Raw genomic sequence first — 19,256 nt, forward strand, 5'->3', positions numbered from 1 at the left:
AATCAAAACACATTCTTATTACGTACAAAAACCTATTTCACTGATATTTCAATGACATCCATCACAATCAGAAGGATTTTAGCTTTTTAAGCAGGCTATGAAGCGTTGCGATGGTCTGCGCATCAGCAATCCCATCAACCTTTGCAGGCCGGAAGTGCCGTTGAAACGCCTCAACGGCAAAACGCGTCTTCTCATCAAACACGCCGCTCACCATCACATCATATCCGTAAAGCCCCAGCAGGGACTGAAGTGCCTCAATCGGCTGCCCCTCATCACCTTCCTGAAAGAAGCTCGACGCATCAATCTCCACGGGCTCAATAAAGTGCCCTACCCCAGCTTCAGCCAATCGAGCCCACGGGAAGTGGCGCCCCGGGTCCTGTTTACGAGATGGCGCAACATCGGAATGGCCCAGCACACGCTCTGGCGCAATGTTGTGACGCTCGCAGATATCCTTGGCCAATGCGATCACAGCTTCGATCTGCACATCCGGATAATCCTGCGTTCCCTCTTCCAGATCTCCCATGTTGGAAATCTCGATGCCGATGCTGCGGGAGTTCAGATCATCCTCACCCTTCCAGCTGGAAACGCCTGCATGCCAGGCCCGGCGACTTTCCGGCACCATCTGTGTCACCATACCCATCTCATCCACGAGATAGTGGCAGGAAACTTCAGAGCGTGGATCACACAGCCAGTAGATAGCCTTCTCCGCACTCTCCATCGCCGTGTAATGCAGGATCAACATATCAGCAGCTGGAACGCGTCGCTCATTGTGATTGGGAGATGGACGAAGACGCGCAGGGACTGCGCATTCAGTTTTAACGCTCATATTCCTCGTTCTGCGCAGATCTGCTCATACGCTTTATTCAGTGCAACCAGTTTGTCGCTGGCGATCTTAACAAACTCCTCAGGAACACCTCGACCGATCAGTCGATCAGGATGTGTTTCCCGAACTTGCTGGCGATAACAGGAGCGCACTTCATCATCTGTGGCGCTCATATCAATGCCAAGAACCAGATAAGGGTCCCCGCCGCCTCTTATATGACGGGCTTTGATCTGAGAAAAGCCGACCGGGTCGATCCCGAAGATCTCCGCGATCCGGCTCAGATACGCAATCTCTCTTTCATGAATAATGCCGTCAGCCTTGGCAATGTAGAACAGCCCGTCGAGCACATCTGTCCGGGTCGTCTCATCATCAGCAAACAAAACGGAGAGCTTGGAAGCGTATGTTTCAAAGCCCGCAACGTCCTGCTGCGCCAGATGAAAGAGCCGTGCAACGTTGCCTTCTTCTCCGGCAGGCATCTCAAACAGATCGTAAAACGCGACAACCTCATCATGCGTTACCACGCCATCCGCCTTAGCCATCTTGGCAGACAAGGCGATCATGGCGACAGTAAAAGCAACATTCCGGCGCGCTTCACCGACAGATTGAACAAGCTGCTGCAGACGATCAACCAACTGAGCGCCACCGGCCTGCAGTGCGCCAACAATCTTGTCAAAGCTGCTCCAAAAATTCATAGGCATCCTGCTCTCTGTCCAATTCGCCCGACAATTTTGCCTGAATAGACAGCAAAATAATTAGTCACCGCAAATCAGGTTTATACCTAACAAATTATTTATCAATCCGAATAGTTTGTTTCCCTTGGGTTTTATTTGCCAAAGGCTATCTATAAGTGCCCATTGCATGAATTCAGTTCAAGGCCCGACCAAGCTTCACCTCAAATAATCACCCCATGAAACACATGGGTAATGTTTTACAGCTATATTCGTTATCAATTAAGTACACATACAGGTAACAGCGCCAACTAACTTCTCAGTTGCCTGCTGCCAGCGCACACCATTTCGTGCGTTTCGGGATGGGGAATTTCAAGTGGAAACTATACCTCCACATCGCAAATTACTTTATGCCACCATAGTGTTTGCTGTGATTGGCGCCATTGCTACAAGTTTTTATGCCATTGATCAGGCAACTCTATATTATCTATTCAAGGGTGAAGCCCAAAAACAGTTCGACACCGCCAAAAACATCATCGTATCTCACCATCCGCTTGAAGAAGAGCCAGCTCACGAAACTACGGGAGCTCAGAAGTCTTCTGCGCCATTAAGTTTTGGCCTGCGCGGTTCCAGTTCTGATCCAACACCGGAGATTATCTCACCAAGCTGGAAACTGCCTGCTGCCAAAGCCAGAGCTGTCAAACAGGCACTGGTAGAGGAGTTCGAGGAGTTTGAGCTTCTGGTCGTCAACGTTCCCGGCCGCCCGCTGGCTGTGCATCCACGGGATATGACCACCGACCGTGTCAATGAAATCCTCTCAGATCCTTCCGCCTATGATGCCTGGCACTCTGCCCTCAAATCCGGACAGCTGGAGATCTACTCCAACTTCCACTGGCTTGAATGGCAGATACCCGAGTTTGGTGTCATCATTCCCTATGTGAATGAAGAGAACAAAGCCCGCGGTGGCTTCATCTTCTCCACCAAACCGGCAATCAACACCGTAGTGTTTATGGATGCGATTGCTTTTGGGTCAGCCTTTGCCTTCCTTTTGGTGCTCGTCGTTGCCATCGCCTCCATTATGTTCGCTTGGAAAGGACTGCACGATCGCTGGAAGACCTCCAAAACGATCCGCTTCCTTGCTCACAACGATCCCCTGACCCATTTGCCAAACCGCGCCGTTTTCTCTGACGAGCTGAACAAAGCCCTGCGCAAGGCGTCCATCACCGCCTCCAATGTTTACGTCATCGCTATTGACGTCGATAAGTTCAAGGAAGTGAATGATAACCACGGCCATGCCGCCGGGGATACATTCCTTCAGATCATCTCGGACCGCCTGCGCCTTGTCTTCTCCGAACACCTCGTCTCCCGCCTCTCCGGCGATGAGTTCGCAGTCATGATCGAAGGCGAGTACACCAGCCACGACATCACCGTTCTGGCCCAGCGCGCTCTGGCGACAACCAATTCCAACTGCGTTATCGACAGTAAGGAGATCCAGATCTCGCTGTCCATGGGCATTGCGCAGGCAACTGATGCAGCCTGGCGCTCATCCCGCCTACTGCATTGTGCTGACCTTGCACTCTACCGCTCCAAAAACGGGGGCCGCTCCACCTACACGTGGTACGAGTCCAGCATGGACGAAGAGCTGGAGCGCCGCCGCGAGCTGGAAGCAGAGATGATCCGTGCCCTCAAGCTGGATGGCTTCTCAGTCGTCTACCAGGCGCAGGTCGGTCTGGCAGACAACAAGCTCAAAGCCTTTGAAGCCCTGCTTCGCTGGGTTCACCCAGAGAAAGGTCGCATCTCACCAGAAGTCTTCATCCCGATTGCCGAGGACACCGGCCTCATCGAAGCACTGGGGGAATACGTGCTCAAGAAAGCCTGTGCTGACGCTGCGAGCTGGTCTGATCCAACCCTCAAGGTTGCCGTCAACTTCTCACCGGCCCAGTTTAAAACCGGGCAGATCGAGCAGAAGATATCTGAAGCCCTTCAGGAATCTGGCTTGGCGCCGGAACGCCTTGAAATTGAGATCACTGAAAGCCTCCTGATTGCTGACACCACGAGCGTGGTGAAGTCACTCAAGAAGATCGGCGACATGGGCGTCTCCATCGCCATGGATGACTTTGGTACGGGTTATTCCTCTCTGAGTTACCTCTCCCGCTTCCCGTTCAACAAGATCAAGATCGACCGCAGCTTCATCATGAACATCGGCAAGGATGCCCACACCGATGCGATTGTGGCTGCCATCATTGGTCTCGGTCGCTCACTGGATGTGCTGATCACCGCAGAAGGTGTCGAAGACGAAATGCAGGCCCAGATTCTGCGTGCTGGTGGCTGCGATATCGTTCAGGGCTACTACTTCGGCAAACCAAACAATGTGGACCCAGCCAACCCGCACGCCAACATCCGCTGCACGCTGGGACTGAACGACACAAAGCAGATAGAAGCCACGCAGAGCGCTTAACCTCTAAAATAAGCCTAGCGAGAATAGCAGGATATCTCTTGCTAGGCGCCCCACGCTACCTTGACACAAATGACCCACGCTTGGGATTCGCTGCGAGGTAGCTATGGCAGATAAGAGCAATGCAAACACTGAGGACATGAGCGAACAAGAGGACCTTGCCGAAACCGCACGGCCCTTCCATTATCTGTCCTTCTTCCAACTGCTTCAGTCCCTCATCACAGCCCTTCTGCTCGGCGTCACAGCACTCATCTCGCTGGAAGTGCTCATGTCGCCTCTCCCGGAATCCGCATTGCACCCAATGCTGATCTCGCTGGGTCTGGCCTTCTTCTTTGTCGTCATCGTGGTGCCGAAGAACTTCACAATCGGCTTCCTCTGCCTTTTGCTCTGTCAGCTCGTGGCATGGCGCATCGCGTCTTTGTATTATGCCTACCTGCTCAGCTGGCCACTTGCTTTCGCCTTCTTCATCAACCTCATCTGGTTCCTCAGCACCATCCAGCGCAACTCATTTGAAACCGCTGGCCGTGGACTGACACTCTGGCAATGGCAGCTCACCTTCTTCCGCATTCTGGTGGGCTTCGTGATGGTCCCACATTTCACCGACAAGCTGTTTGCTGGCTCCTTGCCATACATGGAGCACGTCGAGTTTTTCTCTCTGCTTGGCTATCCCGACCCGGCAATGATCATTGATGCAGCTGGTCTGGCCGAACTGGCGATCGCGATCGGTGTCGGCCTCGGCTTGCTCACCCGCCTCTCCTGCTTCTTCGCGGCAGCTTACATACTGTTTGCCGCAACACTCAGCGGAGCGCTGGAACACGGCTTCGTCTCATTCGCCACAGCCGTATCATGGGAGCTGCCCCTCATCCTCTTCGCATCCTACCTCAGCTTCACAACAACGGGTGCCGGAGAGTTCTCACTTGATGGGGCACTCCGTAGAACGGGCCGGATGCCGGGATGGATCAAGCTGCTCATGGGCGACACTGGCCTCGCCCACAACGAACACGTCGATTGATGCTGGAGCGGCAGAACCCTGCCGCTCCCATTTCACATCGCCGCAGCTGAACGCGCCGCCTGATCATAATGGCCAGAGACACTGCGCAAAACAGATGCAAGCCGGGACAACTCGGCTTCATCCAGCCCCAGCTCTTTCACCGGCTTCACCAGCAGCGCATCCCGCAGCTGCTTATAGGCATCACATAGATCACGACCAGCATCGGTAATCTCCGCAGTCTTCTCCTTGCCGCGCTTACCTGACTGAATAAGCCCCGCCTTCTCAAGCTTCTTCAGAGCATAAGAAACGGTGTGCGTGTCCTCAATGTTCAGCACAAGGCACAGATCAGCCAGCGTCTTGGAACGCTCACGGTGATTGACTGAGTGTAGCACCAGCGTCTCCAGCGGGGGACAATCCCTCCTGTCCCGCTGCCGCCATACAGCGCACCATCCAGCGGTGATAGGCGTTCACCATCATCGTCACCGCAAACTCCACCTCAGACAACGCAGGCAGTTCACCGGAGGCAAGGTGAGATGAGGACACGACCGGCCCTACGCCAAGTCCTTCAGCATTCTTCTGCTCAACAGCATCACTCATTTTTGACCTCACAACCGCAAAAGTTCGAAAAGCACAGATTCGTTCCGGCTCGCGCAACATAATGTCAATAGTTTACGCGCAGGGCACAAGCTCTCTAAAAAGACCGGTCCACGAAAAATTCATGCATGTTTCTCGCAGGTTCGGCGCTACACTCCCATAATCACATTGACAATTTATCTACATTTTGTAGATGTATCACAGAATAATATTTTAAACCGAGGTGGGACAAAACATGACAATGGGTAAGTGGGATTTCTGGATCGACCGTGGCGGCACCTTCACCGACATCGTTGCACGTACACCACAAGGAGAAATCCGCGCCCATAAAGTCCTCTCCGAAAACCCTGAGGCCTACAAAGACGCCGCCATTCAGGGCATTCGTGACCTCATGGGCGTTGCCAAAGACACCCGCATCCCATCCAACCAGATCGCCACTGTGAAGATGGGCACCACCGTCGCCACCAACGCACTGCTGGAACGCAAAGGCGATCGCACCCTCCTGCTGATCACCAAAGGCTTCCGCGACGCACTGGAAATCGGTTATCAAGCTCGCCCGGACATCTTCGCCAAAGAGATCATCAAGCCTGAACTCCTCTACGATCAGGTTCTGGAAGCCGACGAACGCGTCCGCGCAGATGGCACTGTTGAGACCGCACCAAACCTGGACGATGTCAAAGCGCAGCTGGAAGCCGCCTATGCTGACGGCATCCGCTCCATCGCCATCGTTCTGATGCACGCTTATGCGTACCCGGAACACGAGAAGCAGCTGGCAGATATCGCCTGCCAGGTCGGCTTCCCGCAGATTTCCGTCAGCCATGAAGTCTCCCCGCTCATGAAGCTGGTTGGCCGTGGTGACACCACCGTTGTCGACGCATACCTCTCCCCAATCCTGCGTCGTTACGTTGATCAGGTGGCCGGTGAGCTCGACATCAAGAACACCGACTGCCGCCTCATGTTCATGCAGTCCTCCGGTGGTCTGACCGACGCTTCCCTCTTCCAGGGCAAGGATGCAATCCTCTCCGGCCCGGCTGGCGGTGTTGTCGGCGCCGTTGAAACCTCCAAGATGGCGGGCTTCGAAAAGCTCATCGGCTTCGACATGGGCGGCACCTCCACGGACGTGTCCCACTTCGACGGCGAGTTTGAGCGCGCGTTTGAGACCGAAGTGGCTGGCGTTCGCATGCGTGCGCCGATGATGATGATCCACACCGTTGCTGCGGGTGGTGGCTCCATCCTTCATTACAAAGACGGTCGCTTCCAGGTTGGTCCAGATTCTGCTGGAGCAAACCCAGGTCCAAAGTGTTACCGCCGCGGCGGCCCGCTCACTGTTACCGACGCCAACGTCATGACAGCCAAGCTCAATGCGGACTACTTCCCGAAAATCTTCGGCCCAAACCAGAACGAGCCACTGGCAATCGAAGAAGTCAAAGACGCGTTCAACGCACTGGCCGCTGAAATCGGCGATGGCCGCACCGGCGAGGAAGTTGCTGAAGGCTTCCAGAAGATCGCCGTTGAGAACATGGCCAACGCCATCAAGAAGATCTCCGTTCAGCGCGGTTATGACGTCACTGAATATGCCCTCACCTGCTTCGGCGGTGCTGGCGGCCAGAGCGCCTGTATGGTTGCAGACAGCCTCGGTATGAAAACCGTGATCGTCCACCCACTCTCCGGCATCCTCTCCGCTTACGGCATGGGCCTCGCGGATATCCGCGCTACCCGCCAGCAGGCAGTCGTCAAAACCCTTAACACCGACAACCTCTCCGCTCTGGCAGAGCTGGCTCAGCGTCTTGCAACAGACGCCAAGACCGAAGTCGAAAATCAGGGCGTTGCGGAAGACGAGCTCACCGTCATCCCACGCGCGCACCTGCGTTACGATGGCACCGATACCCCAATCGCTGTGGATCTGAACACCGGTGATCTGGACGCCATGATCGCGTCCTTCACCCAGAACCACATCAAACAGTTCGGCTTTGCCTACGAGAACAAGACCATCGTGGTCGAAGCGCTCGAAGTGGAAGCTGTTGGCGGCGGCGCTGGCCTGCTGGAACCTGATGAAGCACTCGCATCACAGGCACCTGCAATCGCAGAGCAGACCCAGTTCTACGCAAACGGCAAATGGCAGGATGCGTCTATCCTCAAGCGCGATGCGTTCCAACCGGGCATGAAGCTGCAAGGCCCTGCCCTCATCATGGAACCACACGCAACCATCGTTGTGGAACCGGGCTGGCTGGCAGAGGTCAACGCCAAGAACCACATCATTCTAACCCGCAGTATCCCGCTGGAGAAGAAAGTTGCGCTTGGCACCACCGCTGACCCGGTGATGCTGGAAGTGTTCAACAACCTCTTCATGTCCATCGCGGAACAGATGGGCGTCACTCTGCAGAACACCGCATACTCCGTAAACATCAAAGAACGCCTCGACTTCTCCTGTGCGGTCTTTGATCAAAACGGCGCACTGGTTGCCAACGCCCCGCACATGCCAGTGCATCTGGGGTCCATGGACCGTTCCGTTGAGGCGATCATTTCCCTCAACAAAGGCAAGATCAGACCGGGCGATGTGTTCGCACTCAACGCCCCTTACAATGGCGGCACCCACCTGCCGGACATCACCGTTGTCTCTCCGGTCTTCGACGAGGACGACAAAGAAATCCTGTTCTGGGCAGCCTCCCGTGGTCACCATGCAGACGTGGGCGGTTCCGCTCCCGGCTCCATGACTCCACTCGCTACAACAGTGGATGAAGAAGGTGTCCTGTTCGACAACTTCATGCTGGTGGATCAGGGCGAGTTCCGTGAAGAAGCTTTGGTCGAGCTGCTCACCAACCACAAGTATCCAGTCCGCAACGTTCACCAGAACGTGGCTGACCTGAAAGCCCAGATCGCCGCAAACGAAAAGGGTGTTCAGGAACTGCGCAAGATGACAGACCACTTCGGTCTGGAAACCGTGCAGGCTTACATGGGCCACGTGCAGGACAACGCAGAAGAAAGCGTGCGCCGTGTCATCGAGGCTCTGGCAGACAGCACCTACGAGTACCCAACGGACCAAGGCTCGACCATCAAGGTCAAGATCACCGTTGATAAGGAAAAGCGCGAAGCAACCGTGGACTTCACCGGCACCAGCGAGATGAAGCCCAACAACTTCAACGCGCCGGAACCTGTCACCCGCGCCGCTGTGCTCTACTGCTTCCGCGTCATGGTGGAAGGCCACATTCCGATGAATGCAGGCTGCCTGCGTCCAATCAACATTGTGGTGCCGGAAGGTTCCATGCTGCGTCCGCATTATCCGGCAGCTGTTGTGGCAGGCAACGTGGAAACCTCACAGCATATCACCAACGCGCTGTTCGCAGCTCTTGGTGCCATGGCAAACTCGCAAGGGTCCATGAACAACCTGACCTTCGGCAACGACACCTATCAGTACTACGAGACCCTGTGCTCCGGTTCTCCGGCAGGCCCAGGCTTCAACGGTACCGATGGCGTTCACGTTCACATGACCAACTCCCGCCTCACCGACCCTGAGGTTCTGGAGTTCCGCTATCCTGTGTTGCTGGAAGACTTCCACATCCGCAAGGAAACAGGCGGTAAAGGCAAGTGGCATGCGGGCGACGGCACCAAACGCACCATCCGCTTCCTGGAAAAGATGGACTGCGCGATCCTTGCCTCCCACAGAACCATCGCACCAAAGGGTATGCAGGGCGGCGAAGATGGTCAGAAGGGCCGCACTTACGTGCGCCGCAACTCTGGCCAGATGGAAGAGCTGAAAGGCTGCGACCAGACCATTCTGGAAGCAGGCGAAGCAATCACAGTCGTCCCCCCAACCAGCGGCGGCTGGGGCACCCCTCAATAAGCAAAATAAGTTCCCTTAAAACACCTACGCCCGGCTCACCCAGCCGGGCGTTTTTCTTGGACAGAAGCACAATCATAGGTTTTAATGAAACAAAAAAGCACCTTGAGATCGGAGAACAACATCAGGAGCAGATAAGTGAGCAATAAAACCCATGAGATCATTGATATTGCGCTGAAGACCGTCATCGCAGCTTCAGCTGTTGTTGCGACCATCATTTTTGGATTGATGTCCCGTCAACATGACGACATCAAGCTCCTGACGGAGTTGATATACTCAGAACAGAAAGCAAAGTCATTCGCTGGCATTTCACTTGCGAAGCTTTACGTCCAACAAGAACGTATATCTCCAGAAATCTTCGGAACATTTGTTGCTTATATTAACAACGAGCCCACCAAGCAGAACCTCGCAGATGCAGCAAATGAGGCTGCAAGTTTTCTGGCGGCCTCAGACAACGATATTAAAACAACTCTTGCGCAAATCAGCGAAAATATGCCGGTGCGCATTGTGCCGCACGCGCTAAGCCATGCAGATAGCTTTACAGTTTCTTCAATCATCCGAGATCTTAAGAGGTCTGGAAAAGAACTAGGTTCTTCGATCAATCTTTTCCCACTCGAAAAAGTAAACGTAACCCCAAACAAGAACCAAATCAGATGCTACAATCAGCAAACATGCGGGTTCTACGGACCAAAGTTGGTACAACACCTCAATAACTCAGGCTTCCAGTTTAATCTCATCGATAAATCGTCAGACTATGCGGAGGCCACCAACCTAAATCCAAAGCTTCTAGAAGTCTGGGTTGGCAAAGAAGCAAATTGATCGCTCCACAAACACCAACAGCACCACATGGCATCCCATGCAGTGGTGAAGCTAAGTTTCCCGATAGTCGGGATGAGCAAGGCGGCAGGCAGTGCCTGCGCAGTGTGAGTAAGTTAGTTTCTTCGGCATTGGCTACACGCCTTGCCCGGGCTTTCTTTGGATGAACAACGTCGCCTCTTTTGCCTATAAGGCACGATAGCCGGTTTCCCGGAAAGACAGTGGCTTATCCAGTCAGGTTTCCCTGCCCGAACAGTTCCTCCGTCTTTGACAGATCCATCCGTAAAGGTGAGTTCCCTCACCGGTACATCAGCACCCATCGCCGAGTGATACCCTATATTCCTGGGCCCTTCCCCTCAAACCATGCGGTCACGTTTGAAGTTCGGTTCACCGGACCACCGAAAGGTGCGTTACCTCTCCCGACAGCCCCGCCCAGCCCACGACACACTGACGGACGCTCCGCCAGCAGCCCGTCACGTGGGCATAAACTCAGACTACGGGAGAAATTCACGAGGGGGATAAGTTTTCTGCTGTTCAGCACAACATGCCATTATCACACAACACCAATTGCCGCACGCAATCCCGGCAGCAGCTGAAACGCCATGTAGCCCACATAACATAGCAGGAAGAACAAGCCCTCTCTGCGGCTCACCCGCCAATCGGTGACGCAGGCAATCGCCATAAGGAAGACAGTCCCCACCATCACCCAGATATCAACCTGAGCAATCACAGAAGGGACAGGGATCGGCACAACAAGAGCAGTCACACCACCAATGCCAAAAAATGTTGAAGATGTTGCTGCCAACAATATTGCCAAACGCGACTTCGGCATGGCCACGTATTGCTGCAATGGCAGAGGTAACGAGTTCAGGCAGAGAGGTGCCAATCGCAACCAGCGTTAAGCCAATCACCGCATCAGAAACACCAATACTATGAGCAATCGCCACACTGGAACTGACCAGAAGGCTGGCACCAAAGATGATGCCAATCACACCAGCTGCAAAGATCGCAAGTCCCCACACGATAGAGATGTTCGGATAGCTCGCTTGATCCGCTTCAGCCTCATAGACATCTCCGGAAGCTTGCTCGGTCTGCCGTTCCACCACGTAGGTGTAGATGGTATAGGCCAGCAACAATCCAACTAGAATGAAGCCAGCCCAGCGGGAGAGATATCCTGTCAGGATTACACCCAGCAGGATCAGGCTTGAAAGAATGAGCACAGCCCCATCCCGCTGAAAAGCTTCACGCTTTACGGCAATTGGAAGGATCAACGCTGTGATACCTAGGATCAGCAGAACGTTCGCGATGTTGCTGCCCACAATGTTGCCAATTGCAACACCGGGATATCCGGCAAACGCACCTTGCAGGCTAGCCACAAGCTCAGGCATGGAGGTGCCAAAGCCCACCAGCGTCAGGCCGATAAAAAGCTTGGAAACACCCAGTCGTGTGGCAACAGCCACACTTCCACGCACCAGCGCTTCGCCGCCGACAAGCAGCAACACAAGCCCCCCAATCAATTGAAGGATCACCATTTTCCGAAAACTTCTCTGAAGCGCCATCTGCGCTTATCGTTTAGACAGAGATGCAATTGGGGATCCTTCGCTGGGTTTGCAAGTGGGCGGGCCATCACATCACATTCAACCAGAGTTCTTTGATGATGAGCCCCAGACCGGAAAAGAACATCATCACCAATACACAATAGCGGAACACCGCCGGGCTGAACCTGCGCCCAATATAGTTGCCGCTCTTGGTTCCGATATAGACAAACACAAGCCCCGTGATGGAAATCGCAAACGCTCCCAGATGCAGCAGGCCCAGATAGGTCAGCCCCAGGATCATCATGGCTGTCACCACCGTGAAGAAGCTATTGATCGTCTGAATGAAATGGCTGCGCGGCAGGTCTAGCGATACCAGAAACGGCGTGATCGGCATCAGCTGAGACCCTGTCATCCCCGTCAGCAAGCCGGTTGAGAAGCCGGAAAGTGAGCTCCCCGCTTTCTCCCAATGCGTCCGTAGTCTCAGGTTCTTGGAGAAAAGCGCATAGCCAACAAACGCCATGATGACAAAACCCAGCAGGATCGTCAGCCAGTGTGTGGATGCCCAGCTCAAAAACCAAAGGCCAATCATCACGCCCGGAATGGAGAAGAGATAAATCCGCCAGAACCGATTGAAGGACTCGCGAAAGTAGCCAGCCTCATAAACAAGGATGAGATCACTGATGAGCCCGGGCACCACAATCAGCGGAATGCCCTTCTTCAAACCCACCGTGTAAGCAAGGATCGCAAGGCAGATTGTCGTAAAGCCCAGTCCCGCCAGCCCCTTCACAAAGGCGGCAAAGAAGAACGTGAACATGATGATGGCGATCTCAAAGGCCGTATACCCGAGATACTCTGCGGCCATCGCCATGTCTGCTTCCATTTCCATCATGAAGCAGAGCCTAGGCGCGAACCTGCAATAATCTCTATCATCTCCCGGCACAAACCGAGGAGATCCATAAACCACCAGTTAGCTTAAGGCACGCGAAAGCATCTGAACGCAGCCTGCTCTAAAATGCCTTGAACAAAAGGCTCACTCCAAGCCCGAAAAGCAGCAGCAGAACAGTGGCCCGGAACACCGAAGGCGACATCAACTGCCGCACCAGCGACCCGAGTTTGGTGCCGAAATACACAAAGACCAACCCCAACGCCGAAACTCCCAGCGCACTAAGATCCAGTAGGCCGAGATAATAAAGCCCCCCTGCCATCACAAAAGACGACAGCGTGAAGGAGCAATTGATCGCCTGCACAAAACGCTCACTGTTCAGGTTCAGCGACAACAAATAGGGCATCACCGGCATGATCTGCGATCCGGTAATGCCATTGACCACGCCAGTGATGAACCCACTCACCGGCCCCAACAAACGCTCCATTTCCCGAGAAAGGGTCAGATTAGGTGTGAAAAAAGCGAACAGAGCATAGCTGATGAGCACACACCCCAACACCACGACAGCTTCCTGAGCAGGAGCGATATCCAGAAACCACAGCCCCAACAGAATCCCCGGAACAGTCGCCAAAAGCATCCAGCGAAAGCGGCTCACCATTTCCCCGAAATATCCTGCATCGATCATCACCAGAATATTGCTAGTAATACTCGGCAATAAGATGAGCGGAATTCCTCTTTTCAATCCCACCGCGTAAACCAGAAACGGCAGGCAAGTGGTTGAAAACCCAAGGCCAGTCGCGCCTTTAACAAAGGCCGCGAAGAAAAAAGCCCCGGCAATCGCGGCGAGTTCAGTTGAGCTATACGCAATCTCCCACTCAAAGAGATAACTGGAAAATTCTTTCAACATCTGGCACAACACACCTAACGTAATAGGAAACCTTATTCCCTATTGGAAAATCCATTAGATTTTTGTGAGAGCCCGTGAGCTATCACGTGGAGAGATAATGCAACTCTGGTTCAGACTTATACTTTATTTCCTTAAGTTCCCTTTTCGGGAAAAACTAGCAGATATGTTCAGCAAGTCTGTTGTGAGCCTGCGCGTTCTTCCCTCCGATATTGATATGAACATCCACCTCACCAACAGCCGCTATCTGGCCATGATGGATTTTGGCCGTGTGGATCATATGAGCCGCACCAAGCTGGGCAAGGCCATCTTCCGCAACAAGTGGACTCCACTGGCCAACCATGCCACCGTCCGCTTCCGCCGTGAACTGCCATTCATGGAGCCCTTCAAGCTGGAAAGCGAGATCGTCTACTGGACGGAAGAAGCCGCCGTCATGGAACAGCGCTTCATCTTCACCCGAGGCCAGAAAAAGGGCATCGTCGCAGCAACCGGCCTCGTGCGCGTCAGCATGTATGACCGCGCGCAAAAAGCATTTGTGCCGACCACAACAGTCCTGCAGGAAACCGACACCCCTGTCAGAGAACTCAAACTGCAGCCGCATATTGAGGCCTTTTTGAAAGAAGAGAAGGCAATTCAGGCCTATGAGCGCAAATCCGCTGGCATTGCTCCTGTAGATTCATTAGAAATACCAGCTGCTGAAAACGATCAATCAAAGGCAGACAACAGAAAGCATGGCTGAGCAGACGTCCCTCCCGATCCTGTATTCATTCCGTCGGTGTCCCTACGCAATGCGCGCAAGATTGGGGTTGGTCGCCAGCCAGCGGGCAGTCGCCCTTCGTGAGATCGTTCTGCGGGATAAGCCCGCCCACATGCTGGAAATCTCGCCCAAAGGAACCGTACCTGTCCTTCTGCTCAACGACGGCACGGTGATTGAAGAAAGCCTGGACATCATGCTCTGGGCACTTCAGCAAAACGACCCACAAAGCTGGCTCTCACCGGAAACCGGCTCACTGGAAGAAATGCTACAGCTCATCGAAGAGATGGACGGCGACTTCAAACGCAATCTGGACAGATACAAGTACTCCACGCGCTACGAAGATGCTGACCCGGACGAGCATTACACCCTTGCTATCAAAGAGCTCTCAAAGCTCTCGGAGCGGCTGGAAAAGTCTGCATATCTGTTCGGAAACCGCCCTGCGCTGGCCGATCAGGCACTCTTCCCATTCGTGCGCCAGTTCGCCAATGCGGACAAAGAGCGCTTTGAGAAAGAGGCCCCGCAGAGCGTAAAAAAATGGCTGCTCGAGCGCATCGACCAGCCAGATTTCAAAACCGTCTTTGGCAAAAAATGGAAGCCATGGTCACCCGAAGATGACCTTGTGCTCTTCCCGGAAGAAGCGGCTACACACGCCCTCTGAACAGCGCAACTTCACCAATCACCTCAATGGTTACATCCTTGAAGTACTTCTCCAGATTGGCCCGAAGGTCTTCAAGATTGTCCTGCTGGTTCGAGAAGATGCCCTTGCTGTTGTAAAACGCCATCAGCTTACGCGCAGCCCAGTTTGGCTTCTGCCCTTCCCCAAGAATGGTGGAGCCAAACAGAACGCCGCCTTCATTCATCAGTGGCTTCAGGTTTTCAAACACCATGTACTTCTGCTTCATGCTGCCCGGCAGGCAGTGCAGCAGATAGCCCAGATTGATGCTGTCGAACTTATCTTCCGACCACTCAATCGGCTCCAGAACATCCGCCTGCGCTGTGCTCACATTCGCAACCACCGCCCGTGCCTTCGCATAGTCCAGACACTGCGGGTTCAGATCCATCAGCACCAGACGCGTGTCCTGCGGAAAACGGCCATGTTCCAGAAAATAACCACTGCCAACACCAACATCCAGATGGTTGCCGCTGACATTGCGGTTGAAGAAGCTCAGCGCCTTAGCAGCAGAACAACGCCACAGAAACGTGTTGGAGAACCGTAAAACCAGCAAGTCATAAATCCGCAAAGTCTTTTCGGAATAGACCTCTGCACCCGCTGTGCTGTCCAGATTCTCTTTATTCATTTCTGCTCCAACCCTGTTCTGCACCTTGCATAGATAGTCGCCTTACAAGAACTATAAGGCAAGCAAAACCCTACGTCATGGTTTTACACAGAACAACCGAGAGTTTGTAGCACCAGCTTTTCAAGTTCACCTGCTGGTGTCACTTCCTCCCAGAAATGACGGTAAACCGTCTCGCCATCAAAGAACTCAGCCCCTTCACCATCAATGCTAACCAGCCCCCACTTGGAGGCACCCACCTTGAAGGTTCTGGAGGCAAAGCTGCCGATCTCATCGGCATGGCGTTCATTCATGCGGATAACCAGATCATGCGCCGTCGCCGCCAGCTGCTCGCGTCCTTCTTCAGAACTCAGAACATCTTCACGCGTCAGCAAGAAGGCCTTACCAAAGCCGCCATTCATGTTCACCCGCTCAACATGCAGCTGGTACCAATCAAAATCAGCAAAATCCACGTAGAGCTTGGCTTTTGGATGGCGCATAAGATAGCGATTGCGCAGCTCCGTACACAGCGGATCACCTTTGCTCAGGCGCTCGAAGCGGCCAATCACGGTCAGACGCGGATGCGCCAGAGGATCCCCCTTACCCGGCTCCCCAATCAGCAGCGACACACGCTGATCCTGCTCAAGGCACTGCGAATGGTTGGAAAGGCTGGAGGCCAGCATGAACGGCGCACCAACGACATCCGAACCGACACCCACACGGCTGACAATAGGATATCCGGTCTCCGGCTCAAGCACGGCAAGGGAAGCAAATCGAACCGTTCTGATCAGCTTTCTGGCAAGAGCGCGCGCTTCATCGGTGGTCTCACGAATTGGATCTATCTTCTTTTCCATACCAACCTCACTTATCCGGTTCTGACCCTGCTCAGATTCTTCATTGTTGTCTATCTGCACTAAATAAGATGAGAAGCATACTCAACTTAAAATTCGGTAAGAAACACAGGCGCTGAACATTTTTTCTTGCGACTAATAAATTGATTTATATAGCTTTTCCATCTCATTCATCTACATGAACAGAAGATGAATGGCGCTCTCAAAGAAGGTTCAGGCCGTCTCTGGTTAATTAGTCTCAACAAACACGAAATACCGTTTACGGAGACGAAAATGGCTAAAGCATCAGCAGTAATTTCAGTAGCGCTTGCAGGGGCAATGATGTTGCCAGTCGTTTCTGCAGCTCAGGCAGGCCAAAGAAACAACACCTACATTGAAAACAACACCTATGTAGAGAACCACTACTACCACAAGCGGAAGAAGAAAAAGCACAAGAAGCACGGCATCAATGCAGGTGAAGCAGCCGCAATCGGCGTCATCGGTCTGGCAGCTGGCCTCATCATCGGCAATGCCGTCACACCGCAGCCACAGTATGTTGCACCACCACGTCCGGCCTACCGTCCACCAGCGCCAGCGTATCGCCCACCGGCACCTGCGTACCGTCCACCAGTGGTCGTGCATCAGCCAGCACCGGTTTACCACGCACAGGCTGTAGCCCCAGCTCCGTGGTCACCAGCATGGTTCGCATACTGCACCAACAAATACAGAAGCTTTAACCCAAACACCGGCACTTATCGCACCTACTCTGGCAAAAACCGTTTCTGCCAGTAAGTCCTGACATCACAGCAAACGCCCGCTTGAGAGAGATAAAGCCCCGTCTCGATCAGGTGGGCGTCTCCTATTTACAAACCCGGTACTTGCAGTCCTTGCCGTGACAACCCTGATCAAAGTGCAAGTGGTCACGATGGTATCGGTCCGCATCCGGCCCAAGCACAGTGGTAAAGCGCTCACACGCTCCTTTGTGCAGGCTGGTCAGAAAACGCACTTCGGCAGAAGACCCATCCCAGCCTTCTTCAACCGTCACTTCGCGACCATCGGAGAGGTGAAAACCGGCAATATCAATCGCATTGCCCTTGCCGTGTTCTGAGAGTTTGGCACCGCGCTGGTTGTTCCGGCCCCGGCAAGCATAGCCCGCCGCCGTACGAATGCGGGTGATGGAAACTCCCAGTTCCCGGCGCGCAGCAGGCACGGCCACATCCTGCAGCCAGCCATCCAGCTGCTGAGCCAGAGAACATTCAATCTGCACCGGCATGGTCAGGCCGATTTCCTGCCCGCCAGCTACGACAGAGCGCAAGGAGACGGGCTCATCAATACCGCAACCGCCCGGTCCATCAACACTCTCCAGCACCTCAACACTCCATCCACGCAACACGCACATCTTGGCATTACCTGCAGGTGGAAAGACGCGCTGGTTTTCAATAGGTACAGGAACCAGCGAAAGCGGCTTTCCAATTGGGGTTGGAAACTGCTGGGCAGGTAGTTTGCTCTGCGGAAGAGGCATCGGTGGCAGCAACGTTGTGTTGCCGAAGTAAGGGCGAGCTTTTGGCATCGGCGTAGCACCAACTTGTGCAGCACCAATACACATGCCAACAACAAGCGCGGCCGAAAGTGTTCTGAGCGCAGCGCGCGCGCCTGTCGTGTAACCCACCTCGAAATCCCCGATTTGAACAGCTGTTTGCCCGGCGCTGTTCCTGATTCATTGCTGAATGTTTCTGAATTGCGGCCCGAAATGTCATGAATGTTTTAAACTATCCACGTCCAATTCACCGCAGGAGAAAAAATATCACAACCCCAATAGTATTCCCGGAGCCGCAAAAATCCTGCTTATTGATTTGACAGAGGAAACGCAAGAATTCCCTTGGTCTTTCACAAAACAACCAGAATGTATCCTCCGGCTTTACACAAATTATTTGCAGTAGGAATTTTAAGTGATCTTCGCCTGTTTTCTAGCAGCGCTATGAAATATGGCATTTTTTTGCTTCCTAACGTGGCTCCCGTCACATAAGCTTCAAGCAGCTAGTGAGTAACGGGAGATAAATCCATGACTGTCACACGAAGCTTTAACGCCATCGCAATTACATTTGCATTCGCATTTGTTGCCGCGGTTGTTATCGGCCTACTGTAGACCCCTCCCCCCATGCTTACGAAGTCCTTCAAGAACAAAAATCAGAAGGCACTAACAATCCAGATGCACAAAGAAACCCACCTTGTTTCCAAGGTGGGCTCCAGATGAGACATTGATTTGTCGGGGTATTATGCAGCCACTGCTGTCAGGCCCGCCATTGTGTTCTGCGCTTTCTCAATCGCACCATCACGATCAACAGCAACGCCTTCCGCTGCAATCACTTCCACATCAGTAATACCGATGAAGCCAAGCACCTGCTTGAGGTAAGGCACTGCAAAGTCCGCTGGGGAGCCAACAGGCACGCCGCCGGTTGCCGCAACGATGTAAGCCTTCTTGCCCTTCAGCAGGCCTTCTGGGCCGTATTCTGTGTACTGGAAGGTCACACCAACACGCGCCACCTGATCAACCCAGGCCTTCAGCACAGCTGGAACAGAGAAGTTGTAGATCGGTGCACCAATCACAAGAACATCGGCTTCCTTCAGTTCTGAGATGAGTGTGTCAGACAGAGCAAGACCAGCTCTCTGATCTTCATTGCGCTGCTCTTCAGGGGTGTAAGCAGCACCAATCCAGCTCTCATCAATGAATGAGACAGGCTGGTTGAGGTCACGCACGATAACTTCATCACCAACGTTGGAAAGCTTGCCAACCAGCTCATCCGCAAGCTGGCGGGTGACGGAGGTTGCAGTTGCGGCTGAACTGTCGATCTTCAGAATTGTCTTTTTCATCTGTCATCTCCAAT

At 53.6% G+C, this 19,256-nt stretch carries 17 protein-coding genes and 1 pseudogene; 7 read left to right on the forward strand and 11 right to left on the reverse strand.

All coding sequences use genetic code 11. The annotated features are described in order from the left end of the window. Positions 1-67: 67 nt before the first annotated feature. Both PSE_RS20950 and PSE_RS20955 read right to left on the reverse strand, forming a co-directional pair. Complete coding sequence (locus tag PSE_RS20950) at positions 68-826, reverse strand: N-acetylmuramoyl-L-alanine amidase (protein WP_014286632.1); 759 nt, start codon at positions 824-826, stop codon at positions 68-70. Beyond that, complete coding sequence (locus tag PSE_RS20955) at positions 823-1,515, reverse strand: DnaJ family molecular chaperone (protein WP_008548090.1); 693 nt, start codon at positions 1,513-1,515, stop codon at positions 823-825. The genes PSE_RS20950 and PSE_RS20955 overlap by 4 nt, the downstream gene beginning before the upstream one ends. Positions 1,516-1,867: 352 nt before the next feature. Here PSE_RS20955 and PSE_RS20960 point away from each other — a divergent pair, with 352 nt between their 5' ends. Both PSE_RS20960 and PSE_RS20965 read left to right on the forward strand, forming a co-directional pair. Next, complete coding sequence (locus PSE_RS20960; RefSeq protein ID WP_208998012.1) at positions 1,868-3,949, forward strand: bifunctional diguanylate cyclase/phosphodiesterase; 2,082 nt, start codon at positions 1,868-1,870, stop codon at positions 3,947-3,949. Positions 3,950-4,052: 103 nt separating this feature from the next. Then, positions 4,053-4,958: a DoxX family protein gene (locus PSE_RS20965; RefSeq protein WP_014286634.1), complete on the forward strand. Its 906-nt coding sequence runs from the start codon at positions 4,053-4,055 to the stop codon at positions 4,956-4,958. Positions 4,959-4,990: 32 nt separating this feature from the next. Here the strand turns inward: PSE_RS20965 and PSE_RS20970 are convergent. Next, positions 4,991-5,534 (reverse strand): annotated as a pseudogene (locus tag PSE_RS20970) (winged helix DNA-binding protein). A 238-nt stretch (positions 5,535-5,772) separates the two neighbouring features. Between PSE_RS20970 and PSE_RS20975 the strand changes: the two are divergent. Both PSE_RS20975 and PSE_RS20980 read left to right on the forward strand, forming a co-directional pair. Then, complete coding sequence (locus tag PSE_RS20975) at positions 5,773-9,372, forward strand: hydantoinase B/oxoprolinase family protein (RefSeq protein ID WP_014286635.1); 3,600 nt, start codon at positions 5,773-5,775, stop codon at positions 9,370-9,372. A 135-nt stretch (positions 9,373-9,507) separates the two neighbouring features. Beyond that, positions 9,508-10,188: a hypothetical protein gene (locus PSE_RS20980; protein ID WP_014286636.1), complete on the forward strand. Its 681-nt coding sequence runs from the start codon at positions 9,508-9,510 to the stop codon at positions 10,186-10,188. A gap of 550 nt (positions 10,189-10,738) precedes the next feature. Here PSE_RS20980 and PSE_RS27575 read toward each other — a convergent pair. From PSE_RS27575 to PSE_RS20995, 4 genes are all read right to left on the reverse strand, one after another. Next, positions 10,739-10,951: a hypothetical protein gene (locus PSE_RS27575; protein WP_208998013.1), complete on the reverse strand. Its 213-nt coding sequence runs from the start codon at positions 10,949-10,951 to the stop codon at positions 10,739-10,741. Next, the gene (locus tag PSE_RS20985; protein WP_014286638.1) at positions 10,899-11,717 is read right to left on the reverse strand and encodes a calcium/sodium antiporter; all 819 of its coding nucleotides are present in this window, start codon (positions 11,715-11,717) and stop codon (positions 10,899-10,901) included. The genes PSE_RS27575 and PSE_RS20985 overlap by 53 nt, the downstream gene beginning before the upstream one ends. Positions 11,718-11,811: 94 nt before the next feature. Then, the gene (locus PSE_RS20990; RefSeq protein ID WP_014286639.1) at positions 11,812-12,612 is read right to left on the reverse strand and encodes a sulfite exporter TauE/SafE family protein; all 801 of its coding nucleotides are present in this window, start codon (positions 12,610-12,612) and stop codon (positions 11,812-11,814) included. A 118-nt stretch (positions 12,613-12,730) separates the two neighbouring features. Further along, positions 12,731-13,513, reverse strand: coding sequence for a sulfite exporter TauE/SafE family protein (locus PSE_RS20995; protein WP_008547534.1), 783 nt, complete (start codon positions 13,511-13,513; stop codon positions 12,731-12,733). Between the two features lie 163 nt (positions 13,514-13,676). Here PSE_RS20995 and PSE_RS21000 point away from each other — a divergent pair, with 163 nt between their 5' ends. Both PSE_RS21000 and PSE_RS21005 read left to right on the forward strand, forming a co-directional pair. Further along, a complete protein-coding gene (locus PSE_RS21000) occupies positions 13,677-14,249 on the forward strand; it encodes a thioesterase family protein (RefSeq protein ID WP_014286640.1) in 573 nt (190 codons plus the stop codon). Next, positions 14,242-14,925 carry a glutathione S-transferase gene (locus PSE_RS21005; protein WP_041768731.1) on the forward strand — a complete coding sequence of 228 codons (684 nt, stop codon included), beginning with the start codon at positions 14,242-14,244 and terminating at the stop codon, positions 14,923-14,925. Before PSE_RS21000 ends, PSE_RS21005 begins: the two co-directional genes overlap by 8 nt. On the opposite strand, the gene PSE_RS21010 is transcribed toward PSE_RS21005, so the two are convergent. Both PSE_RS21010 and PSE_RS21015 read right to left on the reverse strand, forming a co-directional pair. After that, the gene (locus PSE_RS21010; RefSeq protein WP_008547575.1) at positions 14,909-15,565 is read right to left on the reverse strand and encodes a bifunctional 2-polyprenyl-6-hydroxyphenol methylase/3-demethylubiquinol 3-O-methyltransferase UbiG; all 657 of its coding nucleotides are present in this window, start codon (positions 15,563-15,565) and stop codon (positions 14,909-14,911) included. The genes PSE_RS21005 and PSE_RS21010 overlap by 17 nt on opposite strands. Positions 15,566-15,648: 83 nt before the next feature. After that, positions 15,649-16,395 (reverse strand): HugZ family protein, encoded by a 747-nt coding sequence (locus PSE_RS21015; protein ID WP_008547663.1) that lies wholly within the window; start codon positions 16,393-16,395, stop codon positions 15,649-15,651. Positions 16,396-16,665: 270 nt separating this feature from the next. Between PSE_RS21015 and PSE_RS21020 the strand changes: the two genes are divergently transcribed. Then, positions 16,666-17,163 carry a BA14K family protein gene (locus tag PSE_RS21020; protein WP_008547411.1) on the forward strand — a complete coding sequence of 166 codons (498 nt, stop codon included), beginning with the start codon at positions 16,666-16,668 and terminating at the stop codon, positions 17,161-17,163. 67 nt (positions 17,164-17,230) lie between these two features. On the opposite strand, the gene PSE_RS21025 is transcribed toward PSE_RS21020, so the two are convergent. Together PSE_RS21025 and PSE_RS21030 are read right to left on the reverse strand one after the other, a co-directional pair. Continuing rightward, positions 17,231-18,040, reverse strand: coding sequence for an extensin family protein (locus PSE_RS21025; RefSeq protein WP_014286645.1), 810 nt, complete (start codon positions 18,038-18,040; stop codon positions 17,231-17,233). A 605-nt stretch (positions 18,041-18,645) separates the two neighbouring features. Continuing rightward, complete coding sequence (locus PSE_RS21030; protein WP_008547430.1) at positions 18,646-19,242, reverse strand: FMN-dependent NADH-azoreductase; 597 nt, start codon at positions 19,240-19,242, stop codon at positions 18,646-18,648. Positions 19,243-19,256: the final 14 nt, after the last annotated feature.

This window comes from Pseudovibrio sp. FO-BEG1 (assembly GCF_000236645.1).
Taxonomy (GTDB): Bacteria; Pseudomonadota; Alphaproteobacteria; order Rhizobiales; family Stappiaceae; genus Pseudovibrio.